Genomic DNA, 25583 nt, shown 5'->3' with positions numbered 1-25583 from the left:
ATTTTTATCTGGTGTACCGTTTTCGTCAATATCCTGGGATTTTGAGACCATAGCCATATATTCTCCTCTTTTTCCCACCGCTAAAAACGTATATCGCTATATAAGTCCCAGCCAATCCAATAAGTTAAGATTGCGACAAAAATAAGAACAATAAACACCCAGATAAGTCGTTGCCACCATTTTTTAAGTAGGAGGACATTTACAAGCGAGCACAAAATTACTACTCCTGCTATAATTTTATAGAACATAGAGGTTTGGTCACTTATTAGATTCGCTACCATCCAGCTATATAACCAGAATACGACTAGAAGTCCGGTGAACGTTTGAATATACAGACCAGCAACCCGTCTTTTTTTATTGACAGATTTTTTATTTATTAACTTACCAGATATATTATCATTAACCATTTCTTTATTCTTCACAATTAACCCCGTCAAGCTCCATCAACGATTCACTCTGAACAGCTGAATACTTGTCAATATTATAGCGACGATACCAATTATGACTCCGGTCCTCGCCCAATTAAAAAGCCCTTCAAAACCACTCCCAAACAAGGATGTTTGCAGTAGAAACAAAAATGACACGGGGACAAATAGCCACAAAATAGCCGCCAGATGTGAAAGTGGAAAATTCTTTCTTCTATTCGCAGAAGTAAACAATAATAACAGACTAATCACGGCGGCAATACATTCTATAATCAGCCCTATCTGATATGTATCACCTCGCACCACGAGTAACGGCATGGTAGCCATAACGGCCGTCAATAATATATTCTGCGTTATCTTTTTATTCTTTTTCACAACCAACCCCCTTCGGTAGTTTGTTTAACTTTATCAATCCTCGTGGTTTATAGTCTTTTGATCCTGGTTTTAGTGCTGGTGATAGATGGTCTTCTGGTTTTGGGACGTAGTAGCCTACGATAACTTCAGTATCGTTAACCCCAGAGCTTAGAACTGAAATTCCCTCAGCCCAATAGCTATGATGTAAGCTAATACCGCAATAATCCCAACAAGTATCCCAGGAATACACCATAATTTTACCTTGCCTCGACAACAAACTAGGATAGCTCCCCCGATGACAAAGGCTCCAATTCCTATGAGTAGATAACCGAAATGAGCTTCGGAGTAATGTGGAAATATGAATTTTTCAGCTATTATTTGATAGATTACGAGCGTGGGGATGGGAATTATCCCTATAATTATAGTGATTATGTTTTGACACGTTTGTCTATTCTTTTTCACAACTAACCCCCTTCGGTAGCTTATTTAGTTTTATTAATCTTCATAGTGTGATTAGCCATGTGCTACTTTACCGTCCCCCTGCGAATGGCTGTGAAAACCAAAAATAATGAAAACATCCTTCTGCCAGTGCAAATGTGCATACGATGAGCAGCACTACGGCAATGGAGCGTAGACTTTTTATAAAAATTACCGTGAGCAGGTTTATAGCTATACCGATCACACTTGCCCACACAAGAATGATCCCTAACAGTGAGTTAACTTGCCTCGGATTCATGTCTAGATTCAGTATTCCTACGAATAAGCAAAATGCCATTACCGCCAATAGACATGTATAAGTTGTCGTGGCGTATTTTACAATCTTATTTTTCTTCACAGCCCACCTTGTTGAGCATAACACATTTTACTTTCCAAGCTCACTAGAACCGTATCTCTTTTACAGCCTCGGACAAAAAATATCCAAAAACGAGTAATAAGCTGGCGACGATACTGGGTACACAACAAAATTTATAACCCCCAGAAGCTCTCACTAAAATGACAATGCCCGCTATCATAAATATAACACTCAAAGCTAGCAACGAGCATTGTGCAACAAATATACTGACACCATCAGCCAATAGCGGACCGATTATGTAGTATTCTAGCAACAATATTAACATTGGGACAATAATTGATAATCCCACAATTATTTTCTTATTCTTCACGGATCAACCCCATTTCCAGTTGATTGCTAAATAATAATGAAAACCACCGACCAAGCCAAACACGATGCACAACATTAGCAGGACAATGGCCAAGATCCTCAATGCCTTAAACCTTATCGCAATAATCGCATTTATAATAACTCCGGCCACACCTAACCACCATATAGTCGCTCCCAGCAACATCCTGTCGTGTCTTGAAGCTGTATCAAGGTTTGGTATGCCTAGAAACTGGCACAATCCTAAAACCGACAGTATACCAGTATACAGCATGATTGAGTACTTTATAACTTTCTTATTCTTCACAACTTGCCCCCTTCGGTAGTTTACTTAATTTTATTAATCCTCGTAGCTTGTAGTCTTTTGCTCCAGGTTTGAGTGCTGGTGATAGGTAATCTTCTGGTTTTAGAGCGTAGCACTTCTCGTTTACGTCTTTGGCGAGGATAATCGGCGTTCCTTTTTTGATGTCACCGTCAGCTTCTTTCATAACGACCAGCTTATTGAATGCAAGCCCGCGCGTCTCTTCGCTTAAAGTATGCCCAACCAGTGCATCAGCGTTATTCTGGTTTTTTGACTTGTCAACGTAATCGTTTGTGACGCCAGTCAGGTTGGCTGCTCGCGTATTGCGAAAGAGATAAATCCGATCCTCATCTTCGCCAAGTGATGACTTGCCGTTGCGAGCAGTATACAGGATGGGATCGGTGATCTCAGGGTCGCAGGCGTCGTCGATGCCGTCAAGGTCTTCGTCTTTGTTGGCGGCTTGGATAAATGCACCACAGGGTTGATTTTTATCTGGTGTGCCGTTTTCGTCGATATCGTCCGGGTTTGGACCTTTGATGAGAATGGTTTGGTAAAGATTAAGTTTGTGCCCTTTTTCGTCAACTCCAGACAACTCGAGGGTATGATAACCAGCCGGTATGGTAGCTGGAATAGTTACGGAACTATCTATTTTTCCATCAGCTCCCGCGAATACCTCACCTAGCTTTATTGGATTTGAATATAGGGTTATTTTTATCGGCGATAGTGATTTGTACGGTATTTCGTGTGTCTTAATAGTTAAAATCTCTTTTTTAACAACTTGACCACTAGCAGATTGATAATGTACCACTCGCATATCCTCATCTTCATTCTGCACGGTAAAATACTCTGTGTCAGGAATTGATTTTTTAGTAGCAGAGTCGTCTGGACAATATAACTTCCCAGTTCCGGGACAATTTTCGTAATGCAAAGGATTTTCGCCTCTTAATTCCTCTTTAAACCGTGCTGCTATCGCAGAGTGTCCTTTGGCATTTGGGTGGAAACTTTCTTGAAGTTCACTGCCGCTAAACGCTAAATCCCGAAGACTGGCCACACCGTTGACGTAACTATCAGTCTGGTCACACAGACGATGATTACCTAGTGCCGTTTCGGTATCAATATATTTCACCCCAGCAGCCCTGGCGGCCTGCTTTATGACACTGTTATAATACGTTACTGCATTTGTAATCATCTCTCGTTCTCTATTGTCAAGATTTAGAGTACTTTTACACTTTGCGTTTGGATCGCCATTTACAAATTGGGGGTACCCTAAGACATATATTTTGGCCTTATGACTAGAGGCCGACTTAAGCTCATCATAGAAGTTCTTAAGTTTGTCAAATTGATTTCGCAGATCATTTTTGAGCTCATTCCGCTTTGATGAAGTTGCCCAATTACACGATACGGGATATATGGCACAGTTCGCCAGTTTACCGCCAAAATCCACATCATTCCCGCCCGCCGTCAGCGTGATTACCTTTGGCTGGTATTTCTTCACGAACTCGATTTGCTTGACGCGCCCTGGGATCATCTCGTTGAGTGCCATCTTCTGCAACACTCCTTTATTGTCATAACCATGCAGCCGTCCGAGTGGGCTGCCCTGCCCCTCGTAGCCGCCCGAATTGTCCCAATTCATGTCGTACACCGTCGCCCCACTACACGCAACCGACGCCCACACCGCCGACGGGCCGCTACCCAGCCCCATCCAGTTCGCTAGCTTGTACGGATACGAACGCGTGCTGACATGGCACTTTTCCCTTGGCGCACCCTTCGCCTTATCTTCATTCACATCCGTCCACTGGCGATAATACTTCCGGTCAGTCGCCGGATTTTTGTCAGTATCACCCTCGCCGCTGGAGAAGGAATCGCCGAGAGCGAGGTACTTGATATTGCGTCGATCGCCAGGAATCGGCTTACCCCTGTAGCCATCTGGATACTCGACGTCGAAGGTTGAAGTGAAGATTTTCATATTATTGCCGCCGTACCACGGCATATACGACTCGTTGAACTGGGCAATGGGTACAGCGTTGTTACTATAATTCCCTTGTAAAAACTCAACCTCACAACCACCCTGATCCCAGAAAGGTTTGACACTACCGGCAAACATACCGTATAGTTTAGCATTGCTTCCCCATTTATGCGTGATGGTAGCTGTTCGATACGGGGCGTCACCATAAAACTTAATATGGAAATCTTTTCTATTTTCCGACCAATATACAATTATATACCGAGGGCCGCTAGGCTCAGCGCTATAGGCAACAGCGTACGCACCAGTTGCCATCGCCCGCTCAAGGCTCGTCATATAGTCCTTATGATAGAAATGGCCTTTCGCCATAGAAACATTTGCTCGTCTCAATGCTGTAAACCAACTATTTGAGTGGTCGGCCGGTGCACAAAATTTCTTATTACGATTTACGTAACTCACCAAATCCTTTGTCGTTATCTTCTCCGTAAAATCATCGTATTGAGACGAGTCTGGCCACCATCCGATCGCCGAACGATTATCTGGAAACTTGGGGCCTGCATAGCCACTTGGATAATCAACAGGAAACGTAGACGTGAAGAGTTTTTTATTTGATTCTGCAGATATATTCAGGTCAGATACAAAAGCCCGTGACTGTTTATGTCCCCATAAGTATTCGGGAGCACAATTGCTACCCCCTAAAACCAATTTAGGACTGGCAATAGTAGCCACATAAAGTTTTGTCCGACTACCCTCCTTTCTCGCTAGAGCAATCCCGCTTGTCTGATGATTTTTATAAAAACGATAAACATAATCGTCCTTACCATCTTCTGTCCAAAAGACTTTTATAAGGTACGCTGTGCCGTTATGTTTTTTATTCTGCTCATAAACAACCGCGTACGCACCCTTTGGTGACGACATAGCACGCTCTAAACTTTCTACCGCCGCCTGGTGGTCTTTGGGGTCGCCTGAATAATATCTCTTTTGCTTAAAGGCAAACAGCCACTTCTTCGCGTAATCGTCATCGGGACTTCCACAGGTTTTACCCGAATAATTATCAATGTGATGAATCAATGTTTTCGTTGATACTTTATCGATAATATCATCGTACTCAGAAGCAGCTCCAGCCGTCGCCGGCACCGCGATGCACGCCGCTAACGTAGCCCCAATAACACTAATAATAAGTTTCCACATAAGCGCCCCCTCCGTTATGCTTATGTCAAAATTGTACCAGACCGCCCTGCGTAGAACAAGAAACCAACCACTCGCCTACTCAAACCGTCGCCGCAGCGCGATAATGTCCATCCGCGCTAAGTCCTCGGCGGGTAGCTGCCGCATATATTCAATCACCCGGGCTGCCAGCGCCGGATCAGGACAATCGGGCCTCGTTGATGGCCGCCGACCAGCCTGCAGTGCCTCCAGCGCTGTTCGCATCTGCCGCCAAAAGGTATAATAATCAAGCTTGACCTTGACATGATGACCACCAGCATCTTCGAGCACAAAGCCCTCAATCCACTCGCCCCGCCACTGATACATCATGCCTTGAAGCTGATCGAGCCACGCCGCAAACTCCCTCCACGACGAAAACTCCGCCGCCAGACGCTTGCTGTTCGCCCCGATCTCACGCGCAAATCGCTCCCGCTCCTGCCGGTCGACCGCCTCGTATGCAACCTGCCGCTTGACGATATCGAGCAGCACCAGCTGATCCGACTCATACGCGATAATATGCGGATCAAATCGCGGCAACACGACCTCAAACAATAGGCACGCATTATGACGGCGCAGATAGTCACTGATATGCGGTAGCTTGGCTCGAAATTGCTCCAAAAACTCTCGCCGAAAGGCCGCCGCATAGTCACCCTCGGTCGTTGACTTTGACGCCATCACCAGCCCACCCGCTGCCGAATCATACCCGACCAACCCCAAAAAGCCATTCTCCTTCACCCACGCCCGCACCGGAAAGGCCATCGTCTGCTCCAGCGCCGCTAGTTCAGTATCGCGCCGCTCGCCAATGTTAAAAAACTTATCATAAGCCCGAATCACGATCTCGTTCGTCAGCGTATTGAGAAACAGTCCGCGCGCCCGCATCGTCTGCGTCGTCCATGCTTGGCGATAAAACGCCTCGGGTTTGAAATTAAACGAGCTGATGTCCCCCGGCAGAATTGATTCACGAATGTAGCGATTCTGCCGCAGCTGGCTTAGGAACGCTGCGTTTTCTGGATACAGCCGCGCTGCTGCCTGTTGGTTTTGAATAACGATCGGCATCATACCGCTCTCGTCCAGCCGCACCGTTCGCAGCTCGCCGCCAAACTCAACCTTTCCCTCCAAATTGTAGCACCGTTCGTTATATCGCGTGGGGTAATTCTGCCTGTTGCGATGTCCGTGAATCTGAAACGTCGCGTCATCAGTCTGCGCCATAAATGCATCATCCGCCGCCCCAACCTCATCATAGGCCCCCGCGCCGTGGATCAGCTGGCTGGTCGCCACCAATGGTAACCGCTCCGGCAATGTACTAAGCCCGCCATGCGTCACCAAGACGGTTTGACCTCGAAATTGGTACAAAATATATTGATCCATCCGCCGCATCAGCCGCGCTACCTTGCGCTTATCGATGCCCGCCGCCTCCAGCTGCGGCTGTGTTTGTTCGCTAAATACCCGCGCCGCAACCGGCTGCTCAGTCGCCCACTGCCAGAGATACAGCTCATGATTGCCCTCGACGAACCGTACGTTTGGTCGGTCAAGTAACTCGTCACACACAAATCGCATCACCGCATCATTCTCCGTACCGCGATCCAACAGGTCACCGACAAAAATATACAGCTCATCATCCCGAAGCGGATACCGCCCGAAATATTCCTTGAGCGGCGTAAAACACCCCTGCACATCGCCGATATGATGAACCGCCCGATACCTATCAACGTTCTCTGGCTGACTAGTAAGTAATTGATTCACCTCCTCAGCCGTCCTTACCACCGTCACCCACTTCGGCAGTGAACTCTGCTGCAGCCGCCGATGCATACGCTCAAGTACGCTACTTGGCACGACCTTATAGCTCGGCCGCTCTTTATTACGCTGCTGACATACCGCCAGCGGCACATCAGCAAAATCAATCACCACCAGCCGGTAGCGATATTTCCGACACAGCTCGCCATACGTCTTGAAATAATTTGGCGTCGTGTGTGTTGCATCAACCACCGTCGTCTCACCCCGCGTCATCCGCTGCTCCAGCATCTCGTGTAGCAACCGCCACACCATTGCGTCTTGACGCGACGGCATAGTCGTCTGTCCGTCAATCATCAATTGCGGCGACGCCAGCATCAATCGTATCGCGTCCGGCGACAACGTATAATTATCAAGCCCCTGCTCCGCAAGAAACGTCGACTTACCAGAGCCGGGAATCCCTCTGGTTACCAATAGTAGTCGCATACCTCACGCCGCCCGTTCCCGACCAACGATCTCGCGCACCACCTGGCCATCATTCCACGGCAGCCGTTGACCATTGACGATCCGATACTGCTCGTGGCCCATACCGGTGATCAGCACCATATCGCCCTTCTTGGCGCAGCCGAGCGCCCGCTCAATCGCCTGGCGCCGGTCGGCAATTTCCGTCGTTTTTGCGTCGCCGCGACCGCGCTCAATTCCCTCCATCAACATTCGCCGGATCTGCTCCGGATCTTCGTTATAGCTTTCCTCGTCAGTCAGGAAAATCCGATCCGCTCCACGCGCCGCGATCTCGCCCATAATCGGTCGCTTGCCCTGATCACGATCGCCACACGCGCCGAACACCAAAATCACCCGCTGCTTGGTGATGCCGCGGGCCGCCGCCAACAGTTTTTCCAGCGCATCCGGCGTATGAGCATAATCAACGATCACATCATAGCCCAGGCCCTCGACCGCTCGCTCAAACCGCCCCGGCACAGCCTCGACATTAGCCACCCCCTCTTGGATATCCTCCAGCTTGACACCCAAGAGATACGCTAGCGTCGTCGCGGCTGTCATATTCATCACGTTGAACTCGCCCGGCAAATTCGTTGCCAACTCCAAGTGCGTCTGATGATCCAGCACTACGTCGGCCTCGGTGCCCTTGCGGTACAGCTTGACATGGGTAATTTTTGCCTCAGCCTCGGCGCTTCGGCCATACGTCATCTTTTGCTCGCTGGCGACAAACTGATTGAAATAGTCATACCACTCATCGTCGCGGTTGAGCACGATAAACCGCGGGCGCAGCTGAAACAGCTTGCTCTTGGCCGCTGCGTACTCTTCCATTGTCTTGTGATAATCAAGGTGATCCTGCGTCAGATTCGTCATCACTGCCGCCTCGATCGGCACGCCGTCCAGCTTGTGCTGATCCAGCGCATGACTCGTCACCTCCAGCACCACGTAGTCAGCGTTCGCCCGCTTGGCGTCGCGGAAAAACCGCTGCATCCGCGCCGTACTCGCCACCGTGGCATTGAGGTCGTTAAGTTTTCGCTCACCCGCCACCTCGATCACCGCTGTGGTAAACATCGCGGTCGTGAAATGAGCTTCTTTCAAAATCTCATTGATATAGCACGACGTTGTCGTCTTGCCATTTGTCCCCGTCACCGCGATCACCCTGAGGTGCTTTGACGGATTACCATACCGCGCGCTAACCAGCTTGACACGCAACCGCCGATACCCATTTTCTAACCGCCGCAGCATCCCGCCCGGCAGCACCTTCCTCACAAATTTCACCAATGTGGCTTTCATGTCCCTATTTTACCACTTATATTTGCTATAATAAAAGCAAATGAGGATTTTGGGAATCGAGTCTAGCTGCGACGAAACGGCAGCGGCGGTCGTTGAAGATGGCGAACGCTTGCTGTCTAATGTGGTCAATTCCCAAATTGACATCCATGCTGAATACGGCGGCGTTATCCCGGAAATTGCCGCCCGCAGCCACCTGGAAGTTATCAACCCGGTCATCAAAAAAGCCCTGTCTGACGCTGATTGCACCTGGGATGATATCGACGCCGTCGCCGTCACCTATGCGCCTGGCCTGATCGGCTCGCTGCTCATCGGCACCCTCGCCGCCCGCACCCTCGCCATCATTCACAATAAGCCGCTCTACAAAATACATCATGTCGAGGCGCATGTGTATGCTAATTTTATCACCGAACAGAAAAAGAGAGGCTCAAAACATGCCAAATTGCTGGAATTAACAACATCTGCACAAACCCGAGAGGCGAGCTTGTCAGATTCCTTGCGAGACGAGGACTGTTTGAGCAAAGCGAGTCCCGCAGTCGCCAAAGAATTTGACAAACTCGCCTCTCGGCGTGCGGAAGCCGTTGTTAATTCTAGCGATTTGGCGCTGTCTTTACCGCATTATCAACCTGCCTTCCCCCTCCTCGCCCTCATCGTCTCTGGCGGACATTCACAGCTGGTCCTATTCCAAAATCACGGCGACTACCAACTAATCGGCCAAACCCAGGACGACGCCGTCGGCGAGGCGTTCGACAAGGTCGCTAAAATCATTGGCCTGCCCTACCCTGGCGGCCCTGCCATCGCCAAAGCAGCCGAGCTCGGCGATCCCCACGCTTTTCACCTGCCCATCGCCAAGCTTGATGGCGAGTACGATTTCTCCTTCTCTGGCCTCAAGACAGCCGTTCTGAGGACCGTTCAGCGCGAGGTGGGCAAAGACTTCACCTTTCCGTCGCACGAGCTTCCTGCCCTAGTAAACGATGAACTAAGACATAATATGGCAGCCAGTTTCCAGTACACCGCCGTTAAAACCTTGGTCGATAAGACTAAGAAAGCTTACGACAATTTCCAGCCTGCCTCCGTTGTCATCGCCGGCGGCGTCGCCGCCAACCAAGAATTACGCCGCCAACTGCGTGAGGCCTTGCCTATCGACATTGAATACGCGCCCATCCAACTCTGCACCGACAACGCCGCCATGATCGCCGCGCTCGGTTATTTCCGCGCCCACATCGACCAGCCCGCCGACCCGTACGACCTGGAGGTCCAGCCAAGTTTATCAATGACAGCAATCTAACGTTGTGAGGATTACAACATGAACCAACATTTTTTACAATCAACCGCCTGGCAAGCCTTTCAAGAATCACTCGGCCGCACCACCTTTCGCGATAGCGGCCCAAGTTGGGAATATCTGGCTATTTTGGAGCGCAGCACCGGCAATTCCCGCCTGTATTGCCCGTACGGTCCTACTGCCAATGACGAGCATTCGCTCGCAGCAGCCCTTGATTCCCTAGCTCAGCTTGGTAAAACACACCGCGTCACTTTCCTGCGCGTTGAGCCAACCAACCTCGACTTTGCTGCTTATCTCCAAGCTCACGGCTGGAAAAAGGTTACCTACCAAAAGCTCCAGCCCGAGCACTCGCACGTCATCGACCTGACCCAGCCGCAAGACCAGCTGATCGCCCATATGGCACAGCCAGTTCGTAATGTGTACCGCAATTATCATAAAAAAGGCGTCTCTGTCCACCACTCGACCAACCCGCATGACATTGATATCTTACTGAAATTTGTCCACCAGGTCGCTCAGCAGCGCGGCATTACGCCGCATCCTGATAGTTATTTCCGCCAACAAGCCGCCACCCTCTTCCCACTCGGCGCCGCCACGCTGTACTACGCCGCGCTTGATGATCAACCCATCGCTGCCGCCCTGTTTTATCACAGCAGCGACACGCTATATTACGCCCATGCTGGCGCCTCGTCAGACCCAGCTCACCGCAAGCTCAACGCCGGCACTGCCCTGCTGGCCGAGGCAATCATTGACGCTCAGCAGCGCGGATTAGCCAAAGCCGACCTCTACGGCATTGCCCCCGACGGTGCCGACAAAAACCATCCATGGACTGGCTTCACCAAGTTCAAACGCTCATTTGGCGGACGCGACGTTACTTTTGCCGGAGCTTGGGATTTACCATTGCAGCGCAGCCGCTACTGGCTGTACCGCGCCTATCAAACACTGCGTTAAAACGCCCCAGCCAGATATTATCCGCGATTTTGCCGCCCCTTTTTCTGTGGTATAATTAGCCTGGTAATATAACCGCGTGGAGAGATAACGTTCCCCTATCGCCCGTCGGGTTTTCACGTGAAAAATCTTGACGGTAGCGATGCTCGCTTTTCACGTGAAAAGTAGGAATTATTCATGCAACTAGCCAAACAATACACCCCAAACGATTACGAACCAAACATTTACGCCATGTGGGAAACCAGCGGCGCATTAGAGCCGACCGGCGCCGGTAAACCGTATTCCATTGTCATGCCGCCGCCCAATGCCAATGGCAACTTGCACATTGGTCATGCTCTAGACATGAATTTGAAAGATATTATGATCCGCTATCACCGCATGAAGGGCGATGACGCGGTATTTATTCCTGGAGCAGATCATGCCGGCTTTGAGACATGGGTAGTTTATGAAAAAGAACTGGCAAAACAGGGAAAAAGCCGCTTCGACTTTTCACGTGAACAACTGTACGACCAGGTTTGGCAATTTGTTGAAGAAAAACGCGGTAACATGGAGTTGCAGCTGCGCGCTCTAGGCGTCAGCGCCTCTTGGCAGCATTTGACCTTTACGTTGGACGATAAAGTCATCGCTACGGTGTACGAGACGTTCAAAAAAATGTGGGATGATGGGCTAGTTTACCGCGGCGAGCGGATTGTTAATTATTGTACCAAACACCAAACCAGCTTCGCCGACATCGAGGTTGAACATAAAAATGAAACAGGGAAGTTGTGGCAAATCGCTTACCCGACGCTGGATAAAATCGGCGAAATCGTAGTCGCCACCACGCGGCCGGAGACCATGCTAGGCGACGTAGCAGTAGCCGTCCATCCGGACGATGAACGTTACAAACATCTCATCGGCACACGAATTTTATTGCCAATCACCGACGAGGAAATCCCGATTATCGCCGACGAGTACGTCGATATGAATTACGGTACTGGCGCGGTGAAAATTACACCGGCGCACGACCCGAACGACTTCGAGATGGCCCAGCGCCACAACTTGCCGCTCAAACAAATCATCAGCCAAGAGGGTACAATGGTCAACGTACCGCCGCAATTCTTAGGCCTGACGCCAGCAGAAGCCCGCACTCGTGTATTAGCAGCTCTGGAATCTTTGGAGCTGCGCCGCGGCGAAACAGACATTGAACATGCCGTCGGACATTGTTACAAGTGCGGCAGCGTCATTGAGCCGATGGTTAAGGAGCAGTGGTTTATTAAAATGCAGCCGTTGGCTCAGCCAGCCATTGAAGCCTTAGAGAGGGAAGAGATTACCTTTTATCCAGCCGCCAAACGCAAAGAACTCATCGCTTATCTTAAACAACTGAAAGACTGGAATATCTCCCGGCAAATCCCATGGGGTATCCCGATTCCCGCATTCGTCAATGAAAGCGACCCGCGCGACTGGATATTTAACATCCGCACTGACGAACGAAAGATAGTTGTAAATGGCACAACATATATCAGGGAAGAGGACACCTTTGATACTTGGTTCTCATCTGGACAGTGGCCATACATCGTTACCGATTACCTAAACGGCGGGGAACTAGCCAAATACTTCCCAACCAGCCTGATGGAAACCGGCATGGACATTATGCGGGCATGGGTAGCGCGGATGATTATGCTCAGCCTGTACCGCACTGGTAAACTACCGTTCAAGGACGTCTATTTGCACGGTATGGTCAACGACGAACATAATCAAAAAATGTCCAAATCCAAAGGCAATGTCATCAATCCAATGGAGCTAGTGTCAGAATTTGGCTCGGACGCCACTCGCATGGGCATCATTGCTGGCCGCGCGCCGGCACAGCACCAGGCATTTAACAAGGGCGCGGTCATCGCTGCTCGCAATTTCTGTAATAAGCTGTGGAATATCGCTCGTTTCGTCGAGGCGCAAATCGGCGATGAACATCAAATCGTTGACCTGGAGCCGCAAACGCCGGCCGACCACTGGATTATCCGCCAGCTGAACGACGCCGCCAATAACGTTGCTGTCCGCTTGGAGCAATACCGCTTTTCTGAAGCTGCGGACACGGTCTATCACGCTATTTGGGACGACTTAGCTGATTGGTACATCGAATCGTCAAAAACCGCTATCAACCGCCCGCTATTATCATGGGCGCTGGCAACCAGTCTGAAAATCGCCCATCCATTCGCGCCATTCGTCACCGAGACAATTTGGCAGACGCTTAATTATACCGACGGTATCTTGATGCGTGACCACTGGCCAACCCCAGAAAAATTCGACCCTATCGCTGCCGAGCAGTTTGAACAGCTGAAAACACTGGTCGCTGAAGGCCGCTGGGTGATCGCTGAGTTGCCGGGTAATAAAAAATACCGCTTGTTATACGGTAATGACGGCCTCATCGCCGATAATCAAGACACCATCAAACACCTCATGCGCCTGGAGTCAATTGCACACACCGACCAGCCACGGGGCCTTAGGTTAGCGGCAGCAAACAGGGAAGCGTGGCTGGATATTGACGAGAAGACGCTCTATCAGCACCAGACCGATCTGGAAGTACGGCTAAGCGAGGCGCGGCGAACCCTGGCTAACCTCCAAGCACGACTGGATAACCCAACCTACATCGAAAAGGCACCAGCCCATCTCGTTGAGGAAACTCGCCAGCAGCTAGCCGAGCAGGAAAAGCTCATCCAGCGCTTTATCAGCGAACTCGACGTTATCAGCTCACGCTAACTGGATCGACCATCAGTCGATGCCCGTCAATGTCACCATCGCCACCGCGACTGACGAGCTTGGTGTGCAGATGCTTGCGGTCAGCGCTGCGCGGTGTCGTCCGCGGGTGGGTTTGCCCGTCTTTTAGCGCCCCCGAAAAGTCATGATGGTCAGAGTGAGTATGCGGTGAGGAATGCGGCTTAGCGTGGTGGTCGTCATCGACCTGATATGCATCTTTCATAACCCGCCACGCAGAAATAACTGCTTTGTCAACATTCGTGTCATGCAAAAACACGCCGAGGCTGGTCGATAGGCCGAGTGCCATGGTGGCAGTAGTGAGAATGTGTGATAAATATTTCATATTCTTTTTATGTTTATCTCTATGGACCTAACCATAGCAATGTTAGGATAATAGCATAAGGTTTTTAATTTGTCAATAATATTTCCTGATTTAGATGGTGCCGTCGGCCCAAAATTCTATCCGATACCCACTCCGCATGCCAACAAAACAATAAAATAAGTCCCGGATAAACCGAGACCTCGCTAACGTAACTCTGGCGGAGGAGGGGAGATTCGAACTCCCGCTACAGGTCTCCCCGTACTAACGATTTAGCAAACCGTCCCCTTCAGCCACTTGGGTACTCCTCCATGAGCCAAAAATAGTGTATCATAGAAGTAGTGGCCTGGCTAGCCCTGCGGCTGGCAGGCGGGCCGCAAAACTTGACAATAAACCCAAGAAAGAGGATAATAACGCGCATGAAGAGGTTTTTCGCAAGTATCGTTAGTATCATGTTGACCATCGGTGTCGGCACGGTAGTTTTGAGCACTCCAGCGTTCGCGCTCGGCGAGGGCGGTGTTACTCGTGGCATCAATGATGCGCGTGGCGACGGCGTGCCAACCAACTTAACTAACGGTGACAGCTCGTTGGTGAAAAAAATTATCAACATCATGCTCTATTTCATCGGCATCCTCGCTGTAGTAATGCTGATTTTTGGTGGTTTTCGCTACGTTGTCTCTAGCGGCAACAAAGACGCCGTCACCTCGGCAAAGAACACCATTCTCTATGCCGTCATTGGTCTACTCGTCGCCCTATTTGCTTACGCCATCATTCAATTTGTCCTCAATACAGTAATTGGTCTTGGCGGTAATTCTACCGACGTATAGCAGATCATACCGCTCGTGGTATACTAGACATATGGAAGAGCAGCCACACGCAACCGACACTGAAAACACCCAGCAAGACGCAGCCCAGCCGATGACTGACTTATCGCAGCCCATCGCTTGGCAGGCCCCCGAGGGCGTACAGGCTCACCGCACGACCGGCTGGTATGTCGCTGTTAGTTTCGTGGTGCTTGCCCTGATGGCGCTGGCAATTTTTGTTTTTGATAGTTGGACGTTCGCGATTTTGCTGCCGATTATGGCGGTGGCGCTCGTACTACTTCGATCCAAGCCATCAGTGATGGTCAATTACGCCATCAGCCCCAAAGGTGTCTACGTCGCTGACCGTTTGTATGATTTCAGTGAGTTTCGGGCCTTTGGGCTAGGGCAAGACGGCGATCAGCACTCGGCAATTTTACTGCCGGTCAAGCGGTTCTCACCGGCACTGACCATCTATTTTTCTGAGGCCGAGGGCGAGACCATCGTCGACATGCTGGGGGCGCGGCTACCGATGCAGGAAATCGCACCGGATGCGCTGGAGAAGCTCATTCGGATCATCAGGCTATAGCTTGCCCCGAGTTAACAGGTGTGCTAGAATACAAAAGTTCATTGCCACTGGCATTGAAAGTTCTTTATATTTTTGTTATAGCCAATCGGATTTCCGAAAGGCTGTATGCACCCGTAGCTCAGCTGGATAGAGCGTTGGCTTGCGGAGCCAAAGGTCGTACGTTCGAATCGTGCCGGGTGTACCATTTTTATTTGGAGAGGTGCAGGAGTGGTTGAACTGGCCGCTCTCGAAAAGCGGTATGGGGCAACCCATCGAGGGTTCGAATCCCTCTCTCTCCGCCAGAATCCAATCACGATAATAATTGGAAGGGTGACCGAGTGGTTGAAGGTACCGGTCTTGAAAACCGGCGTGCGCTAACACGTACCGAGGGTTCGAATCCCTCCCCTTCCGCCAGACACGACATCATGAAAGAAAGATTAGAAACATTAGCCAAACGGGGGGTCGCTACGATAGCGGCCCTCGCTTCATTAGCGCTATCAGCGTCCAGCCACCCAAACATCTCGCCCGAGCAAGCAAAGCACACCTACGTCGTCGGCATGGGCGATTCAGTCGCCAGCGGGGCAGGGCTGGGAAATTACGACGACACAACAAAGGAGTGCCGGCGCTCACCCGAAGCTTACGCGCGGCAACTCGAAGCGTTTGGCATTCCCCCGGGTAACATTACCCTCGTGGCCTGCCGTGGCGCCGGGCCAGAGCATATCTCTAACCAGCAGTTTGACGACCAGCCACCGCAAATCAACGCCCTTAGCCCCGAAACTGATATTGTCACGCTGACGCTTGGCACCAACATGGTTGACCTCAACGTAGTGTTCGACGCCTGTTTGCACGGACGATGTGGTACGCGCAGCGAGATGTATATCGACGTTTTTCGCCGACTGTACTCAGACGAATATCGTCAGTCGCTCGAGCAAGCCTACCGCTCTATCCTTGAACATGCCCCCAACGCCCAGCTATACATCAACCTCTATACCACGCCCATCCAGCCACGCGACATCTGTCCAACGATTATCAATAACGACACTGATCACTTTGTCGCCAGCTTTATCGAGACGGTCAATCAAGCTATCCGCGACGTTGTGGCCAGCATGCACGAACCGCGCATCACCCTGGTCGAGCCGCCAAAGGACGTCGATGCTTGCGCTACATTCGGCCTTGGTGTGGTAACTGGAGGTGATGACGTGGGCCATCCGACCGCCCATGTCCACCACCAAATCGCCAAGGCAACCGCCGAAGCCATCCTGCATGATAATAACGCTCCACCGAAAGCCCGCACATGAAAATTACCATCCTCACCATTGGCAAGCGGCACGAGCCCTGGGTAGAGCCAGGCATCACGCGCTTTTTAGAGCGCCTCAGAGCGCCATTCGCCGCAGAAATGATCATCATCCCACATTCCGGCCAAATCGGCGACAGGGCGCGCCAGGACGAGTCAGAGCGCCTGATATCTCGCCTCAGGCCGCACGATTTCATCATCCTCCTCGACGAGCGCGGTCGCAACCTGAGCTCGCCAGAACTATCGCAGCTCATTCTCGATCATACCGATCAGCACATCGTTATCATCATTGGCGGGGCCTATGGCGTCACCGAGACGCTTCACCGGCGAGCCGACATCGTTTGGTCGCTATCACGCCTGGTATTTCCGCACCAGCTGGTACGGCTCATTCTCGCCGAGCAGCTGTACCGCGCCCAAGAGATCGCTCGCGGCAGTTCGTATCATCACGACTAGGGTTTGGCGGCGTCTTTGCAGCAGCCTTTTTATCATTCCCATGGCGAGCGATAATCCCCACGCGAATGTCCCGCGCACCAGCCACTTGTAGCGTTTGGGCTGCCGCTGCAATCGTTGAGCCAGTGGTGAAAATATCATCCAAGATCAGATAGGGAACATCTGCCCGAGCGCCACGCGCCCGGAAAAACTGCTGCGCCTGCTTTCGACGCTCAGCCGCCGAGCGAGCATAATGCTGCGTCACATTCGTCTGTCTGACCAAGGGTCGCTCGACCCTCAGTCCCCGCCGCCGGGCAAATTGCCGAGCAACCAGCAACATATGATCATAACCGCGCTTACGAATATTGGCAGAGGCCGTCGGCACCGGTACAACCACCGTCGAGACCTCGTATTCTGGGAGCAGTTCGTCTAGGATCCTAGCCAACACCCTACTGGCGGCACGTACGCGGTGAAACTTATAATCATCAATCAGCCGCGCCACCGCACCTCGCCGCCACAGCACACAGTCTAGCGCCTCGTAGGGCAGGGCATGTCGCCGACACACGTTGCCACCGGCGCACGGCTGTCCACAAATAACGCAGACCTGACAATGATGCCGCTTCATCGCCTCAAGACACGACCGACACAAAAGCGAGCCAGTCGCACCACAACCATAACAATAATGCGGCGCGATATATGATAATAGCGTATCAATAGGCATTTTTCGCTTTTTCGCCTTTCACTCTTGATTATAGCGCACATAACCGTTATACTAATAGATGATATTGTCAATCAGCCTATAAAGGCGGAGGAAACATGGCACGCAAAAATGACGATTTGTTAATTGAGGATGAGCTAACTGCAGCTTTCTTGAATGATGATCTGGCTAATGACGCGCCGCAACCAGCCGCACCCGCAGCAGCACCGGCTACCGCAGCGCCCACTCCCGAGGATGACTGGGAGGATGAGGCCGATGATCTGATGGGGCAGCTGGCGGTCGATGTATTTGAGTCAGAAACCGAACTTATTATCAAAGCCCGAACGGCTGGTGTTGATCGTAACGACCTAGACGTTAGTATCTCCGACGGCATTCTCACGATCAGCGGCACCCTATCAAGTGGCGACGAGACCGACGTCAAGAACTGGCACATCCAAGAATGCTACTGGGGCGAATTTAGCCGCACCCTGGCGCTACCCGTCGCGGTCAACGAAGAAGGCGTCAAGGCCGAACTCAAAGACGGCGTACTCACCATCACTTTTGAGAAAATTAAACAAGAACGTGCCAAGAAAATCCAGGTTCTCTAATTCAAAAGACGAACTAGCGTTTAATTGTTAAAACCGCAATAAAAACTAAACCCCCGGAAGCGCCGGGGGTTTATAAAGACCTAACGATCCCTACGAGCCAACGCCAGTGGAAGTAACCAGTACGAAGTTAACGATAGCATAAGCAAAGATCGCCACCACCAGACCAATCACCGCGTACATGATAGTATTTTTGGCAGTAGTCACCTTATTCGAGTCACCAGATGAAGTCGTGTAAAGGATGCCGCCCCAGATCAACATAATCACCGACAGAATACCAACAAAGTAGAGGATGCCATTGACAACATTCTTAACAAGATCATTTGGCCTATCAACACCGTTAGCGGCACCGTCGCCCTTGGCGGCATCTGCGCCATTTCTAAGGTTATATTGTGCGTTCGCCACCGGCACTGTCGCAAATGCCAGCACCGTCACAGTGAGCACACCAGCGATGATAACTTTGAGTTTATTCATTTATTGCTTCCTTGTTTAGGGTTAATGTCATTTCAGCTGTTATTCTATCATCATTTGGCTACTTAAACAAGCCAAAAACCCAGTTAACAATAGCATACGACATGACCACCACAACGATACCAATCACCGCGTACATGATGGTGTTTTTGGCAGTGGTTGCCTTTTGGCTATCGCCTGACGAGGTGATGTACTGAAAGCCGCCCCAGATCACAACAATAACCGCCACCGCACCGACAAAGTAAAGAAAGATATTAACCACCTCGCCAATGGTGGTACCGATAGGCTTCGTGCTCATCTCCTGTGTTCGAGCTGCATCCAAACCGCTCTTAAATTGGGCCGACGCGGATGGCAGGGCGATCGGCATGACGACAGCCACGGCAGCAACCGCTAATGACAAGACGGCGGCTACGAGGGTTTTTCTATATCGTTTCATACATTTCTCCTTTTTTCTTATATTTTGCCAAACACAAAATCAACAATGGCATACGATAGAAGCGCTACGGCGACACCAATCACCGCGTACATGATGGTCGACTTGGCAGTTTTAACCTTATTAGAGTCGCCGGCCGAGGTCACATACTGAAAGCCGCCGATGATGATCATGATGACAGAGATGGCGCCGAGGATGAGCAAGATAGCATTGATGAGATTCTTGAACAGCGGCTGCACCGTCGCGCCACGGTTTTTACAGACTTCACCACTGGAGCCCGAGCAAGCACCGTAAATGTCGACACTCTGGGCGGATACACTTGAGGTGACTACCAACGGGGCAATGAGCGCCGCTATCACGCCGATAATGACTACGAGTTTTTTCATATTGCCGATCCTTTCATGCCACTGATGACAAAGTTAGTAATGAGAAATGCGGAGAGGATGATAATGATGCCGATAATGGTACCGAGAATGGTGTTTTTCGCCTTGGTGAGCTTGTTGGTGTCGCCGCCCGAATTGGCGTAATTGATACCGGCCAGCACCAACATCAAAATCGCGATCGCCCCGGCAAAGAAATACACCGTATTGAGAATGTTACCCAGTGCATCCGCCGAAGCACTGTTCGTCGGAATGCCCAGCGAATCTGGCGACCCCAATACACCGGCTACAAATCGCATCATGACCGTGGCAACCCCAATCCGTCAGCCACGACATTCACCAGCGCCACTGAGGCAATAGCAATCACTAGGCCGATCGCCGCATTAATCACCGTCTTCATACCATTAGCCATCTGATTCGCATCACCGCTACTGGTCAGATATAGAAAGCCGCCGTATATCACAAAGCCAACCGTCACAAAGCCCGCCAGCTGCAATAGATCCTCGACAACATTCAATATCGCCCGCCAGATAAAGCCGTTGAGCGTGGCGTAATTACCCGGGTCGTTTTGGGCGCGCTTATCGTTATTGTCGACGATCGCCTTGAGATTACAATCCGACTTGGTCAGCCCGTCGTACCACGGCTTGAGTGTCAAGATGTTGCCGCCACAAGCTGCGCTGGCCGGTGTTGCCTGAACCACCGACAACATCAACGACCCCGCGATCATCAGCCCCAGCGCGATCACAATGTGCTTCATCAGAACACCCCCCCAGGGATCAGGAAATTAGTGATGGCTACAAAAAATGCAAAGATAAGAAGACCGATAGCAGTGTTAACCCAGAGCTCTTTGGCCTTTTTGATATTGTCTGGGCTACCGCCAGACGCAGAGTAGAGAATACCGCCATATATCACCGTACCGACCGCCAAGATGCCAATACCAGCAGTCATGATCTGGATAACCATTTTGATGATACCGAGAATAGCAGCATCACCAGTCGCACCGCTACAATTAATGATCGAGGTCTTTGCGCCGCCGCATTCAGTATCAGCGAACGCAGGCATACCAGACAGCACGACGCCGCAGATAATGGTTGCGAGAAAGATAGCGGTGATGAAAATATTTCTTTTTGTCATAACGGATCTCTTACCCTAAATTGTAAAATAGTGGCAGGAAAAATGCAAACGATTTCTTGAAAAAGCCATAAAAGTTTGCTATCATACGGAAAGTTATGCGCCCGTAGTGAAGTTGGCCTATCACGCCTCCCTGTCACGGAGGAGATCGCCGGTTCGAATCCGGTCGGGCGCGCCAGGATTAGATTTTTGTTATCCAACAACCCGTTTTTTCTAAAGCATAAGGGTTGTTTTGTTTATTTTGTTGCCGCGGGGGTATTGCTAAATATTCATAATGTGTTACAATGATGTTATTCAGAGTTCATTACCTACTCTGAGGTGGATTAAAACTACTCTATGACTGGCCACCGGCCAGAGAAAGGACTCCAAGCGTTATGGAAAGACACGACCATGACCCAAGTAGTTCATTAGGTGACAGGCCGTCTCTTCTTGAGAGGGCTAAGGATAAGTTTAAGGTCTGGGGAGCCGGTGTTGCTCTCGGCGCTACAGTTGTAATGGGCCTTGCAGGCTGCGGTAGGGGCGATCGTATAGCAGTACCGGAGCAAAGCCCATCATCAAGCGCCTCACTAGACCCATCAGAGTCACCATCTGCCTCACCATCACCGTCTGAGACTGTTGATCCAGAAGTGGCAGCACGAATGCGGGCCAGAGAAGAATACGACGAACAAGTAAAAAAAATTGATAAAATACCGTACGACGAATTCATTAAGCTACCGCCAGAGGAGAGAAACAAGATTCTCCAAGCAGAAATCAACTACTTGGAGAAGTCTGGCCGTGCGGAAGGTAAGACGGATCCCATACTCTACCCGAAAGATAGTCTACCCTTTGGTGACTACTATAAGAAGTCACCTGCGGACCGAGATCCAAAAAAGATGCTCACTGATCCGTTTCTTGCTGTCCAAGCTGCTCTCTACGGGAGGTTTACTTACACGAATAGTGACGTAGAGCGAAACTACGAGGAGTATGCTAAAAAGTTAGTATCAGAAGCCTTTTTGAATCCCCAAATGGACATGGACACACTGCTTGAGGAGATGCAAGCCGGCAAAGTCTCGGATGAAGAGTATTTCGCTAAACGTAAAGTAATGGAGCTCATTCATAAAAGAGCAGAGCAGATTAGGTCTAACTCCGGTAGTTCCGAAGACGATGTCGAGCTCTGGAAAATGAAAGATATTGAGGTCTTTCCTGCCAGCCAGTCGGACGTGGTGTTTGACCCCAAAACGGGCAAGTCACTCGAAACGTATACCACGCACTTCTATTCCTACGACGGGAATAAAAGAGGCTCTACACCAGATGGCCAATTCTACAAAATTGCTTCGGATCCAACAGTGAACAGGTGGAAGATTGCAGGATCTTCACACTCAGGCCCTATTCTTTCTAAATAGCGTCAATGACGCATCTGATAAAAGAAGAGCTAGTTTTTAGCTCTTCTTTTGAATTACTAGCAATAGCGTGGTAATATATTCTCATAATGCTTACGCAAAAAAAGACCCCGCATCAACGTATTCGCATTACCTTGGTTGGGCTGGCCGCACTGTTAGTCGTTCCGATGCTCATGACGTTTTTTGCATTGTCACCGACCGCTAACGCGGCTCGGGCGCGTCTTGATCATTCTCCATATCTCGCTCAAGTCAAACAGCTCCTACTCGCACGCGCCATGCATGGTTGTATCGTTGGCGGTGCCGGGTTTGACGGAAATCTTACCTCCGCAAAGGTTGCGAGTGGCGACTGGGGTGGTGCCATTACTACCACTGTCGGTCCAATTCTTGACGGCGATGATGACGGGCTATTTGATTGTAAGCAAGTGGTATCTGCTGCGCGAAACGCATTCGGCTACGGTTCTTTTACTGATATGTTCTGTGCGCTAAAAGGTGAATGGCGAGATAACGCCAACCTTGACTGTACCAGCAATATTACCAAGGGCGAGTACAGCGGCGATAAGTGGAATATACCGAGAGACAGAGGAGTATATGCGATCCAAGTCCTTGAAAAAAAGGCCGGCAAAAGCCTGAAATTCGACTCAGCATTAGTCAACTACTCTATGGCAATGGCGGCGCTCTTGTCGGGCCAAAAGATTGGCTGTAAAGCCGAATGGCGAGGATACGATAGCGGAGATGACGCCGCAAGTAATGACATAAAGGCCGATCAGCGTAACAAAAAAATAGCCGTTGCCCTAGCTGATGGTACGGTAGCTTATGGATACTATTATATACCCGACGCAAATAAAAGTGTCCCCCTATTTAGCGGGGCAGGAGCGCCTTATACCGCTCCTGGCGGCATAGACACAAAAATGTCATGTGGGCGAATCGCGCAATGGGCATCAGACAACGCTGAAGCAGCCGCAAAATCAGCAAAAACCGAGGCCGCCGATAATACCCGCAAGGCCGTTTATGACGCCCTCCTAAAAAAATGTATTGAGAAAAGTGGCGGAGGCGCCGGAGGGCCAGCGGAGCAAATATGTAAACAACAAGTTGACAGCTGGATGAACGCTTGTAAGGATAAGATGCCATCAAGTGGCGCTGTGGCGAGTTCTAAGGAGTATGTCAAATGTATTGCTGAGCAATCAAAGTATGACGAAAAAGAAATCAGCGGTGCCCTCTCTGGTATCTCCGCCGACACCCCCTCTGGCCAGAGCGGGGGCGACGAGAAAAAGCCAGAGTGTGCCGTCAAAGACCTCGGTTGGCTCATCTGTCCGGTTATTAATTTCTTGGCTGATATTTCAGACGCGGCTTTCGCTATGATCGCCGACAACTTCCTAAAGATTGAGCCGGGCCTTGCCTCTGGGAGTGAAGTACAGGCAGCCTGGGGAATTATGCGCAACATTGCCAATGGTGCGTTCATCATTATGTTCTTAGCGATCATTATCTCTCAGCTCACCGGCTTTGGCATCTCAAACTACGGCATCAAAAAGATGCTGCCACGGCTCATCATCGCCGCAATCCTAGTGAATGTATCAATTTACATCTGTCAAATTGCCGTTGACCTGTCTAACATCCTCGGCTATGGCCTGCGTGCTGGTATTGGCGGTATTGGCGACGAGATTACCCGGGCAAATGAAATTTTTCGATCAGGTCAAGGACGCGGTGAGTGGGGGGGCTTTGCCCTAACCGTCCTCGCCGCAGGCACCGCCGGGATCCTCGCCCTCGCGGTTTTGATTGGAGCGCTTGTTTCTGGGCTGGTTGTTATGGCGACCATTGCTGTACTACTCATCGCCCGTAAAGCACTCATCGTCATTCTCATTGTTATCTCACCGCTGGCTTTCGTTGCCTTTCTGCTACCAAATACCGAAAAATTCTTTAGTAAATGGCGCTCAATCTTTGTGGGGCTACTCATGGTCTTTCCGACAATCGGCCTGCTGTTCGGCGGTGGCATACTAGCGGGGGCCATCGTTAAGGCCGGGGGTGGAAACGACATGATCATGCAGATTGTTGGCGAGCTAATCAAAGTCCTACCGCTCATCGCCGTGTGGAGTGTCCTTAAGAAAGCCATCGACGTCGCCGGGTCAATCAGCCAGCACATCAACAACGCCGGTGGTCGCCTCGGTGGCGGCGCCAAAAACTGGGCAAAAGATAGGTATGCCAATTCACGACTTGGTCAGATGCAAGATTTTCGCAAGAAGCAAGTAGCACGCCGCAAACAGCTCATGCGGGCCGGGGCCTGGAAGGGCGACGGACTTATGGATCACATATGGAGAAATCGGATGTCTGATCTTAGTGATAAAATCAACAGGAGTAAATTGGCAAATAATAAAATCCTCGGAGCGGGCAAAAACGTAAATTACGGCATCCGGAGTGCAGCCGCGGGTCAAGATGCCGTGGACAAAGAAGAGCTCGAGGCAGCAGAGGATCTGCTTGCCTACCAGTTCAATGGTGATGCCGCCGCTGCACTGAGAAACGCCGGGGACAATGAGATACTTAAACATGTTGCCTTTAAGAAATTAGAGTCAACTGGTAAGCACGGTGCCGAACAAATGTACGAGTATCTCCAGGGCGGTGGAACTATCAGCAACCGCCGCATGGCAGAAACCCTTACTAGGATGAAAGATGACCACGCCGGCCTGTTTGAAATGGGTAGAACGGCCATCGACCAGATGGAGCAGGACGGAGCAACCTCGGTCAGCTTTAGTCAGCAACAAATGGCCGAGTTGACCGCCAAGGGGGTTAATGGGTTAAGCGATGAAAAACTGGCGCGACAGGCATCCAGTGCAATTAAGGTTGCTGGTGAAACTGAATTCACCAAAGGTGGCCAGAAAATGGTCGGTGTTTCCGCCGACAGGGCAGCCTCAGTGCTTGACAATAAGCGCATCAACACCTCGATATCAGGCAGCGCCCGTAGGGAGCTCGAGAGTATACGAAACAACAGCGTAGGAACCGAAGAAATCAGAATACCCCACGACACTGCATCGTCAAACAATATTACCGAAGCAATTCCGTCAGATACCCCGATGGGGCGGACATTCGTCGCCGGAACAGGGAGGGGGCCAGCTCCACCGCAATCCCCGCCTTCAACACCGCCAAATAATCAAAATAATCGCAACAACAATCCACCTGCCGCTAGCTAAACCCATTGACTTTTCTC

Annotated in this window: 23 protein-coding genes and 5 tRNA genes; 14 read left to right on the top strand and 14 right to left on the bottom strand. The window is 50.5% G+C overall.

Going from position 1 to position 25583, the window contains the following annotated elements:
- Positions 1-80: 80 nt before the first annotated feature.
- From FBF24_00190 to FBF24_00170, 5 genes are all read right to left on the bottom strand, one after another.
- Entirely contained in the window at positions 81-422 is a 342-nt protein-coding gene (locus tag FBF24_00190) for a hypothetical protein (GenBank protein ID QCT40327.1), read from the bottom strand.
- A 1523-nt stretch (positions 423-1945) separates the two neighbouring features.
- Positions 1946-2245 carry a hypothetical protein gene (locus FBF24_00185; protein ID QCT40326.1) on the bottom strand — a complete coding sequence of 100 codons (300 nt, stop codon included), beginning with the start codon at positions 2243-2245 and terminating at the stop codon, positions 1946-1948.
- Positions 2235-5393 carry an SGNH/GDSL hydrolase family protein gene (locus FBF24_00180; protein ID QCT40325.1) on the bottom strand — a complete coding sequence of 1053 codons (3159 nt, stop codon included), beginning with the start codon at positions 5391-5393 and terminating at the stop codon, positions 2235-2237. Before FBF24_00180 ends, FBF24_00185 begins: the two co-directional genes overlap by 11 nt.
- Positions 5394-5468: 75 nt before the next feature.
- The gene (locus FBF24_00175; GenBank protein ID QCT40324.1) at positions 5469-7625 is read right to left on the bottom strand and encodes a hypothetical protein; all 2157 of its coding nucleotides are present in this window, start codon (positions 7623-7625) and stop codon (positions 5469-5471) included.
- A gap of 3 nt (positions 7626-7628) precedes the next feature.
- A complete protein-coding gene (locus FBF24_00170) occupies positions 7629-8927 on the bottom strand; it encodes a UDP-N-acetylmuramoyl-L-alanyl-D-glutamate--2,6-diaminopimelate ligase (protein QCT40323.1) in 1299 nt (432 codons plus the stop codon).
- Positions 8928-8967: 40 nt separating this feature from the next.
- Between FBF24_00170 and FBF24_00165 the strand changes: the two genes are divergently transcribed.
- From FBF24_00165 to FBF24_00155, 3 genes are all read left to right on the top strand, one after another.
- Positions 8968-10212, top strand: coding sequence for a tRNA (adenosine(37)-N6)-threonylcarbamoyltransferase complex transferase subunit TsaD (locus FBF24_00165; GenBank protein ID QCT40322.1), 1245 nt, complete (start codon positions 8968-8970; stop codon positions 10210-10212).
- An 18-nt stretch (positions 10213-10230) separates the two neighbouring features.
- Positions 10231-11154: a peptidoglycan bridge formation glycyltransferase FemA/FemB family protein gene (locus tag FBF24_00160; protein QCT40321.1), complete on the top strand. Its 924-nt coding sequence runs from the start codon at positions 10231-10233 to the stop codon at positions 11152-11154.
- A 174-nt stretch (positions 11155-11328) separates the two neighbouring features.
- Positions 11329-13884, top strand: coding sequence for a valine--tRNA ligase (locus FBF24_00155; GenBank protein QCT40320.1), 2556 nt, complete (start codon positions 11329-11331; stop codon positions 13882-13884).
- Here FBF24_00155 and FBF24_00150 read toward each other — a convergent pair.
- Both FBF24_00150 and FBF24_00145 read right to left on the bottom strand, forming a co-directional pair.
- Positions 13871-14224, bottom strand: a complete 354-nt coding sequence (locus FBF24_00150) for a hypothetical protein (GenBank protein ID QCT40319.1) — start codon at positions 14222-14224, stop codon at positions 13871-13873. The two genes, FBF24_00155 and FBF24_00150, sit on opposite strands and share 14 nt — an antisense overlap.
- Before the next feature lie 194 nt (positions 14225-14418).
- Positions 14419-14511 (bottom strand) — tRNA-Ser (locus FBF24_00145).
- Between the two features lie 108 nt (positions 14512-14619).
- Between FBF24_00145 and FBF24_00140 the strand changes: the two genes are divergently transcribed.
- From FBF24_00140 to FBF24_00110, 7 genes are all read left to right on the top strand, one after another.
- On the top strand, positions 14620-15027 hold the full coding sequence (locus FBF24_00140; GenBank protein ID QCT40318.1) for a hypothetical protein: 408 nt from the start codon (positions 14620-14622) through the stop codon (positions 15025-15027).
- 31 nt (positions 15028-15058) lie between these two features.
- Entirely contained in the window at positions 15059-15589 is a 531-nt protein-coding gene (locus tag FBF24_00135) for a hypothetical protein (GenBank protein QCT40317.1), read from the top strand.
- 107 nt (positions 15590-15696) lie between these two features.
- Positions 15697-15773, top strand: a tRNA-Arg gene (locus FBF24_00130).
- A gap of 9 nt (positions 15774-15782) precedes the next feature.
- Positions 15783-15870 (top strand) — tRNA-Ser (locus FBF24_00125).
- A 22-nt stretch (positions 15871-15892) separates the two neighbouring features.
- Positions 15893-15982: transfer RNA gene (locus FBF24_00120), tRNA-Ser, on the top strand.
- Positions 15983-15993: 11 nt separating this feature from the next.
- Positions 15994-16866 (top strand): SGNH/GDSL hydrolase family protein, encoded by an 873-nt coding sequence (locus FBF24_00115; GenBank protein QCT40316.1) that lies wholly within the window; start codon positions 15994-15996, stop codon positions 16864-16866.
- Positions 16863-17315 carry a 23S rRNA (pseudouridine(1915)-N(3))-methyltransferase RlmH gene (locus FBF24_00110; GenBank protein ID QCT40315.1) on the top strand — a complete coding sequence of 151 codons (453 nt, stop codon included), beginning with the start codon at positions 16863-16865 and terminating at the stop codon, positions 17313-17315. Before FBF24_00115 ends, FBF24_00110 begins: the two co-directional genes overlap by 4 nt.
- Here FBF24_00110 and FBF24_00105 read toward each other — a convergent pair.
- Positions 17248-18012 carry a ComF family protein gene (locus FBF24_00105; protein QCT40314.1) on the bottom strand — a complete coding sequence of 255 codons (765 nt, stop codon included), beginning with the start codon at positions 18010-18012 and terminating at the stop codon, positions 17248-17250. The two genes, FBF24_00110 and FBF24_00105, sit on opposite strands and share 68 nt — an antisense overlap.
- A 95-nt stretch (positions 18013-18107) precedes the next feature.
- Between FBF24_00105 and FBF24_00100 the strand changes: the two genes are divergently transcribed.
- Positions 18108-18596: an Hsp20/alpha crystallin family protein gene (locus FBF24_00100; protein QCT40313.1), complete on the top strand. Its 489-nt coding sequence runs from the start codon at positions 18108-18110 to the stop codon at positions 18594-18596.
- A 90-nt stretch (positions 18597-18686) separates the two neighbouring features.
- On the opposite strand, the gene FBF24_00095 is transcribed toward FBF24_00100, so the two are convergent.
- From FBF24_00095 to FBF24_00070, 6 genes are read right to left on the bottom strand one after another with little or no spacing between them, the layout of a single operon-like run.
- Complete coding sequence (locus tag FBF24_00095; protein QCT40312.1) at positions 18687-19067, bottom strand: hypothetical protein; 381 nt, start codon at positions 19065-19067, stop codon at positions 18687-18689.
- A 58-nt stretch (positions 19068-19125) separates the two neighbouring features.
- Positions 19126-19500: a hypothetical protein gene (locus FBF24_00090; GenBank protein QCT40311.1), complete on the bottom strand. Its 375-nt coding sequence runs from the start codon at positions 19498-19500 to the stop codon at positions 19126-19128.
- Between the two features lie 17 nt (positions 19501-19517).
- The gene (locus FBF24_00085; protein ID QCT40310.1) at positions 19518-19883 is read right to left on the bottom strand and encodes a hypothetical protein; all 366 of its coding nucleotides are present in this window, start codon (positions 19881-19883) and stop codon (positions 19518-19520) included.
- On the bottom strand, positions 19880-20179 hold the full coding sequence (locus tag FBF24_00080) for a hypothetical protein (GenBank protein QCT40309.1): 300 nt from the start codon (positions 20177-20179) through the stop codon (positions 19880-19882). The genes FBF24_00085 and FBF24_00080 overlap by 4 nt, the downstream gene beginning before the upstream one ends.
- Positions 20176-20634 carry a hypothetical protein gene (locus tag FBF24_00075; GenBank protein ID QCT40308.1) on the bottom strand — a complete coding sequence of 153 codons (459 nt, stop codon included), beginning with the start codon at positions 20632-20634 and terminating at the stop codon, positions 20176-20178. Before FBF24_00075 ends, FBF24_00080 begins: the two co-directional genes overlap by 4 nt.
- Positions 20634-21011 (bottom strand): hypothetical protein, encoded by a 378-nt coding sequence (locus FBF24_00070; protein QCT40307.1) that lies wholly within the window; start codon positions 21009-21011, stop codon positions 20634-20636. The genes FBF24_00075 and FBF24_00070 overlap by 1 nt, the downstream gene beginning before the upstream one ends.
- A 97-nt stretch (positions 21012-21108) precedes the next feature.
- Between FBF24_00070 and FBF24_00065 the strand changes: the two genes are divergently transcribed.
- The 3 genes from FBF24_00065 (at position 21109) to FBF24_00055 (ending at position 25566) form a co-directional block, all read left to right on the top strand.
- Positions 21109-21186 (top strand) — tRNA-Asp (locus tag FBF24_00065).
- 196 nt (positions 21187-21382) lie between these two features.
- Positions 21383-22390, top strand: coding sequence for a hypothetical protein (locus tag FBF24_00060; GenBank protein ID QCT40306.1), 1008 nt, complete (start codon positions 21383-21385; stop codon positions 22388-22390).
- An 86-nt stretch (positions 22391-22476) separates the two neighbouring features.
- Positions 22477-25566, top strand: coding sequence for a type IV secretion system protein (locus FBF24_00055; protein ID QCT40305.1), 3090 nt, complete (start codon positions 22477-22479; stop codon positions 25564-25566).
- The last annotated feature ends 17 nt before the right edge of the window (positions 25567-25583 follow it).

This window comes from Candidatus Saccharibacteria bacterium oral taxon 488 (assembly GCA_005697215.1).
Classification (GTDB): Bacteria; Patescibacteriota; Saccharimonadia; order Saccharimonadales; family Saccharimonadaceae; genus Nanosynbacter.
The sequence above is the reverse complement of the archived record's forward strand: the minus strand, read 5'-3'. Positions and strand labels throughout refer to the sequence as shown.

What these genes read in the sequence shown, in the direction of transcription:
- FBF24_00180 (QCT40325.1), bottom strand. Translation starts at nt 5,393, where the DNA reads ATGTGGAAACTTATTATTAGTGTTATTGGGGCTACGTTAGCGGCGTGC.
- FBF24_00160 (QCT40321.1), top strand. Translation starts at nt 10,231, where the DNA reads ATGAACCAACATTTTTTACAATCAACCGCCTGGCAAGCCTTTCAAGAA.
- FBF24_00170 (QCT40323.1), bottom strand. Translation starts at nt 8,927, where the DNA reads ATGAAAGCCACATTGGTGAAATTTGTGAGGAAGGTGCTGCCGGGCGGG.
- FBF24_00155 (QCT40320.1), top strand. Translation starts at nt 11,329, where the DNA reads ATGCAACTAGCCAAACAATACACCCCAAACGATTACGAACCAAACATT.
- FBF24_00080 (QCT40309.1), bottom strand. Translation starts at nt 20,179, where the DNA reads ATGATGCGATTTGTAGCCGGTGTATTGGGGTCGCCAGATTCGCTGGGC.
- FBF24_00140 (QCT40318.1), top strand. Translation starts at nt 14,620, where the DNA reads ATGAAGAGGTTTTTCGCAAGTATCGTTAGTATCATGTTGACCATCGGT.
- FBF24_00115 (QCT40316.1), top strand. Translation starts at nt 15,994, where the DNA reads ATGAAAGAAAGATTAGAAACATTAGCCAAACGGGGGGTCGCTACGATA.
- FBF24_00095 (QCT40312.1), bottom strand. Translation starts at nt 19,067, where the DNA reads ATGAATAAACTCAAAGTTATCATCGCTGGTGTGCTCACTGTGACGGTG.
- FBF24_00135 (QCT40317.1), top strand. Translation starts at nt 15,059, where the DNA reads ATGGAAGAGCAGCCACACGCAACCGACACTGAAAACACCCAGCAAGAC.
- FBF24_00070 (QCT40307.1), bottom strand. Translation starts at nt 21,011, where the DNA reads ATGACAAAAAGAAATATTTTCATCACCGCTATCTTTCTCGCAACCATT.
- FBF24_00100 (QCT40313.1), top strand. Translation starts at nt 18,108, where the DNA reads ATGGCACGCAAAAATGACGATTTGTTAATTGAGGATGAGCTAACTGCA.
- FBF24_00090 (QCT40311.1), bottom strand. Translation starts at nt 19,500, where the DNA reads ATGAAACGATATAGAAAAACCCTCGTAGCCGCCGTCTTGTCATTAGCG.
- FBF24_00175 (QCT40324.1), bottom strand. Translation starts at nt 7,625, where the DNA reads ATGCGACTACTATTGGTAACCAGAGGGATTCCCGGCTCTGGTAAGTCG.
- FBF24_00060 (QCT40306.1), top strand. Translation starts at nt 21,383, where the DNA reads ATGGAAAGACACGACCATGACCCAAGTAGTTCATTAGGTGACAGGCCG.
- FBF24_00105 (QCT40314.1), bottom strand. Translation starts at nt 18,012, where the DNA reads ATGCCTATTGATACGCTATTATCATATATCGCGCCGCATTATTGTTAT.
- FBF24_00085 (QCT40310.1), bottom strand. Translation starts at nt 19,883, where the DNA reads ATGAAAAAACTCGTAGTCATTATCGGCGTGATAGCGGCGCTCATTGCC.
- FBF24_00075 (QCT40308.1), bottom strand. Translation starts at nt 20,634, where the DNA reads ATGAAGCACATTGTGATCGCGCTGGGGCTGATGATCGCGGGGTCGTTG.
- FBF24_00150 (QCT40319.1), bottom strand. Translation starts at nt 14,224, where the DNA reads ATGAAATATTTATCACACATTCTCACTACTGCCACCATGGCACTCGGC.
- FBF24_00110 (QCT40315.1), top strand. Translation starts at nt 16,863, where the DNA reads ATGAAAATTACCATCCTCACCATTGGCAAGCGGCACGAGCCCTGGGTA.
- FBF24_00165 (QCT40322.1), top strand. Translation starts at nt 8,968, where the DNA reads ATGAGGATTTTGGGAATCGAGTCTAGCTGCGACGAAACGGCAGCGGCG.
- FBF24_00055 (QCT40305.1), top strand. Translation starts at nt 22,477, where the DNA reads ATGCTTACGCAAAAAAAGACCCCGCATCAACGTATTCGCATTACCTTG.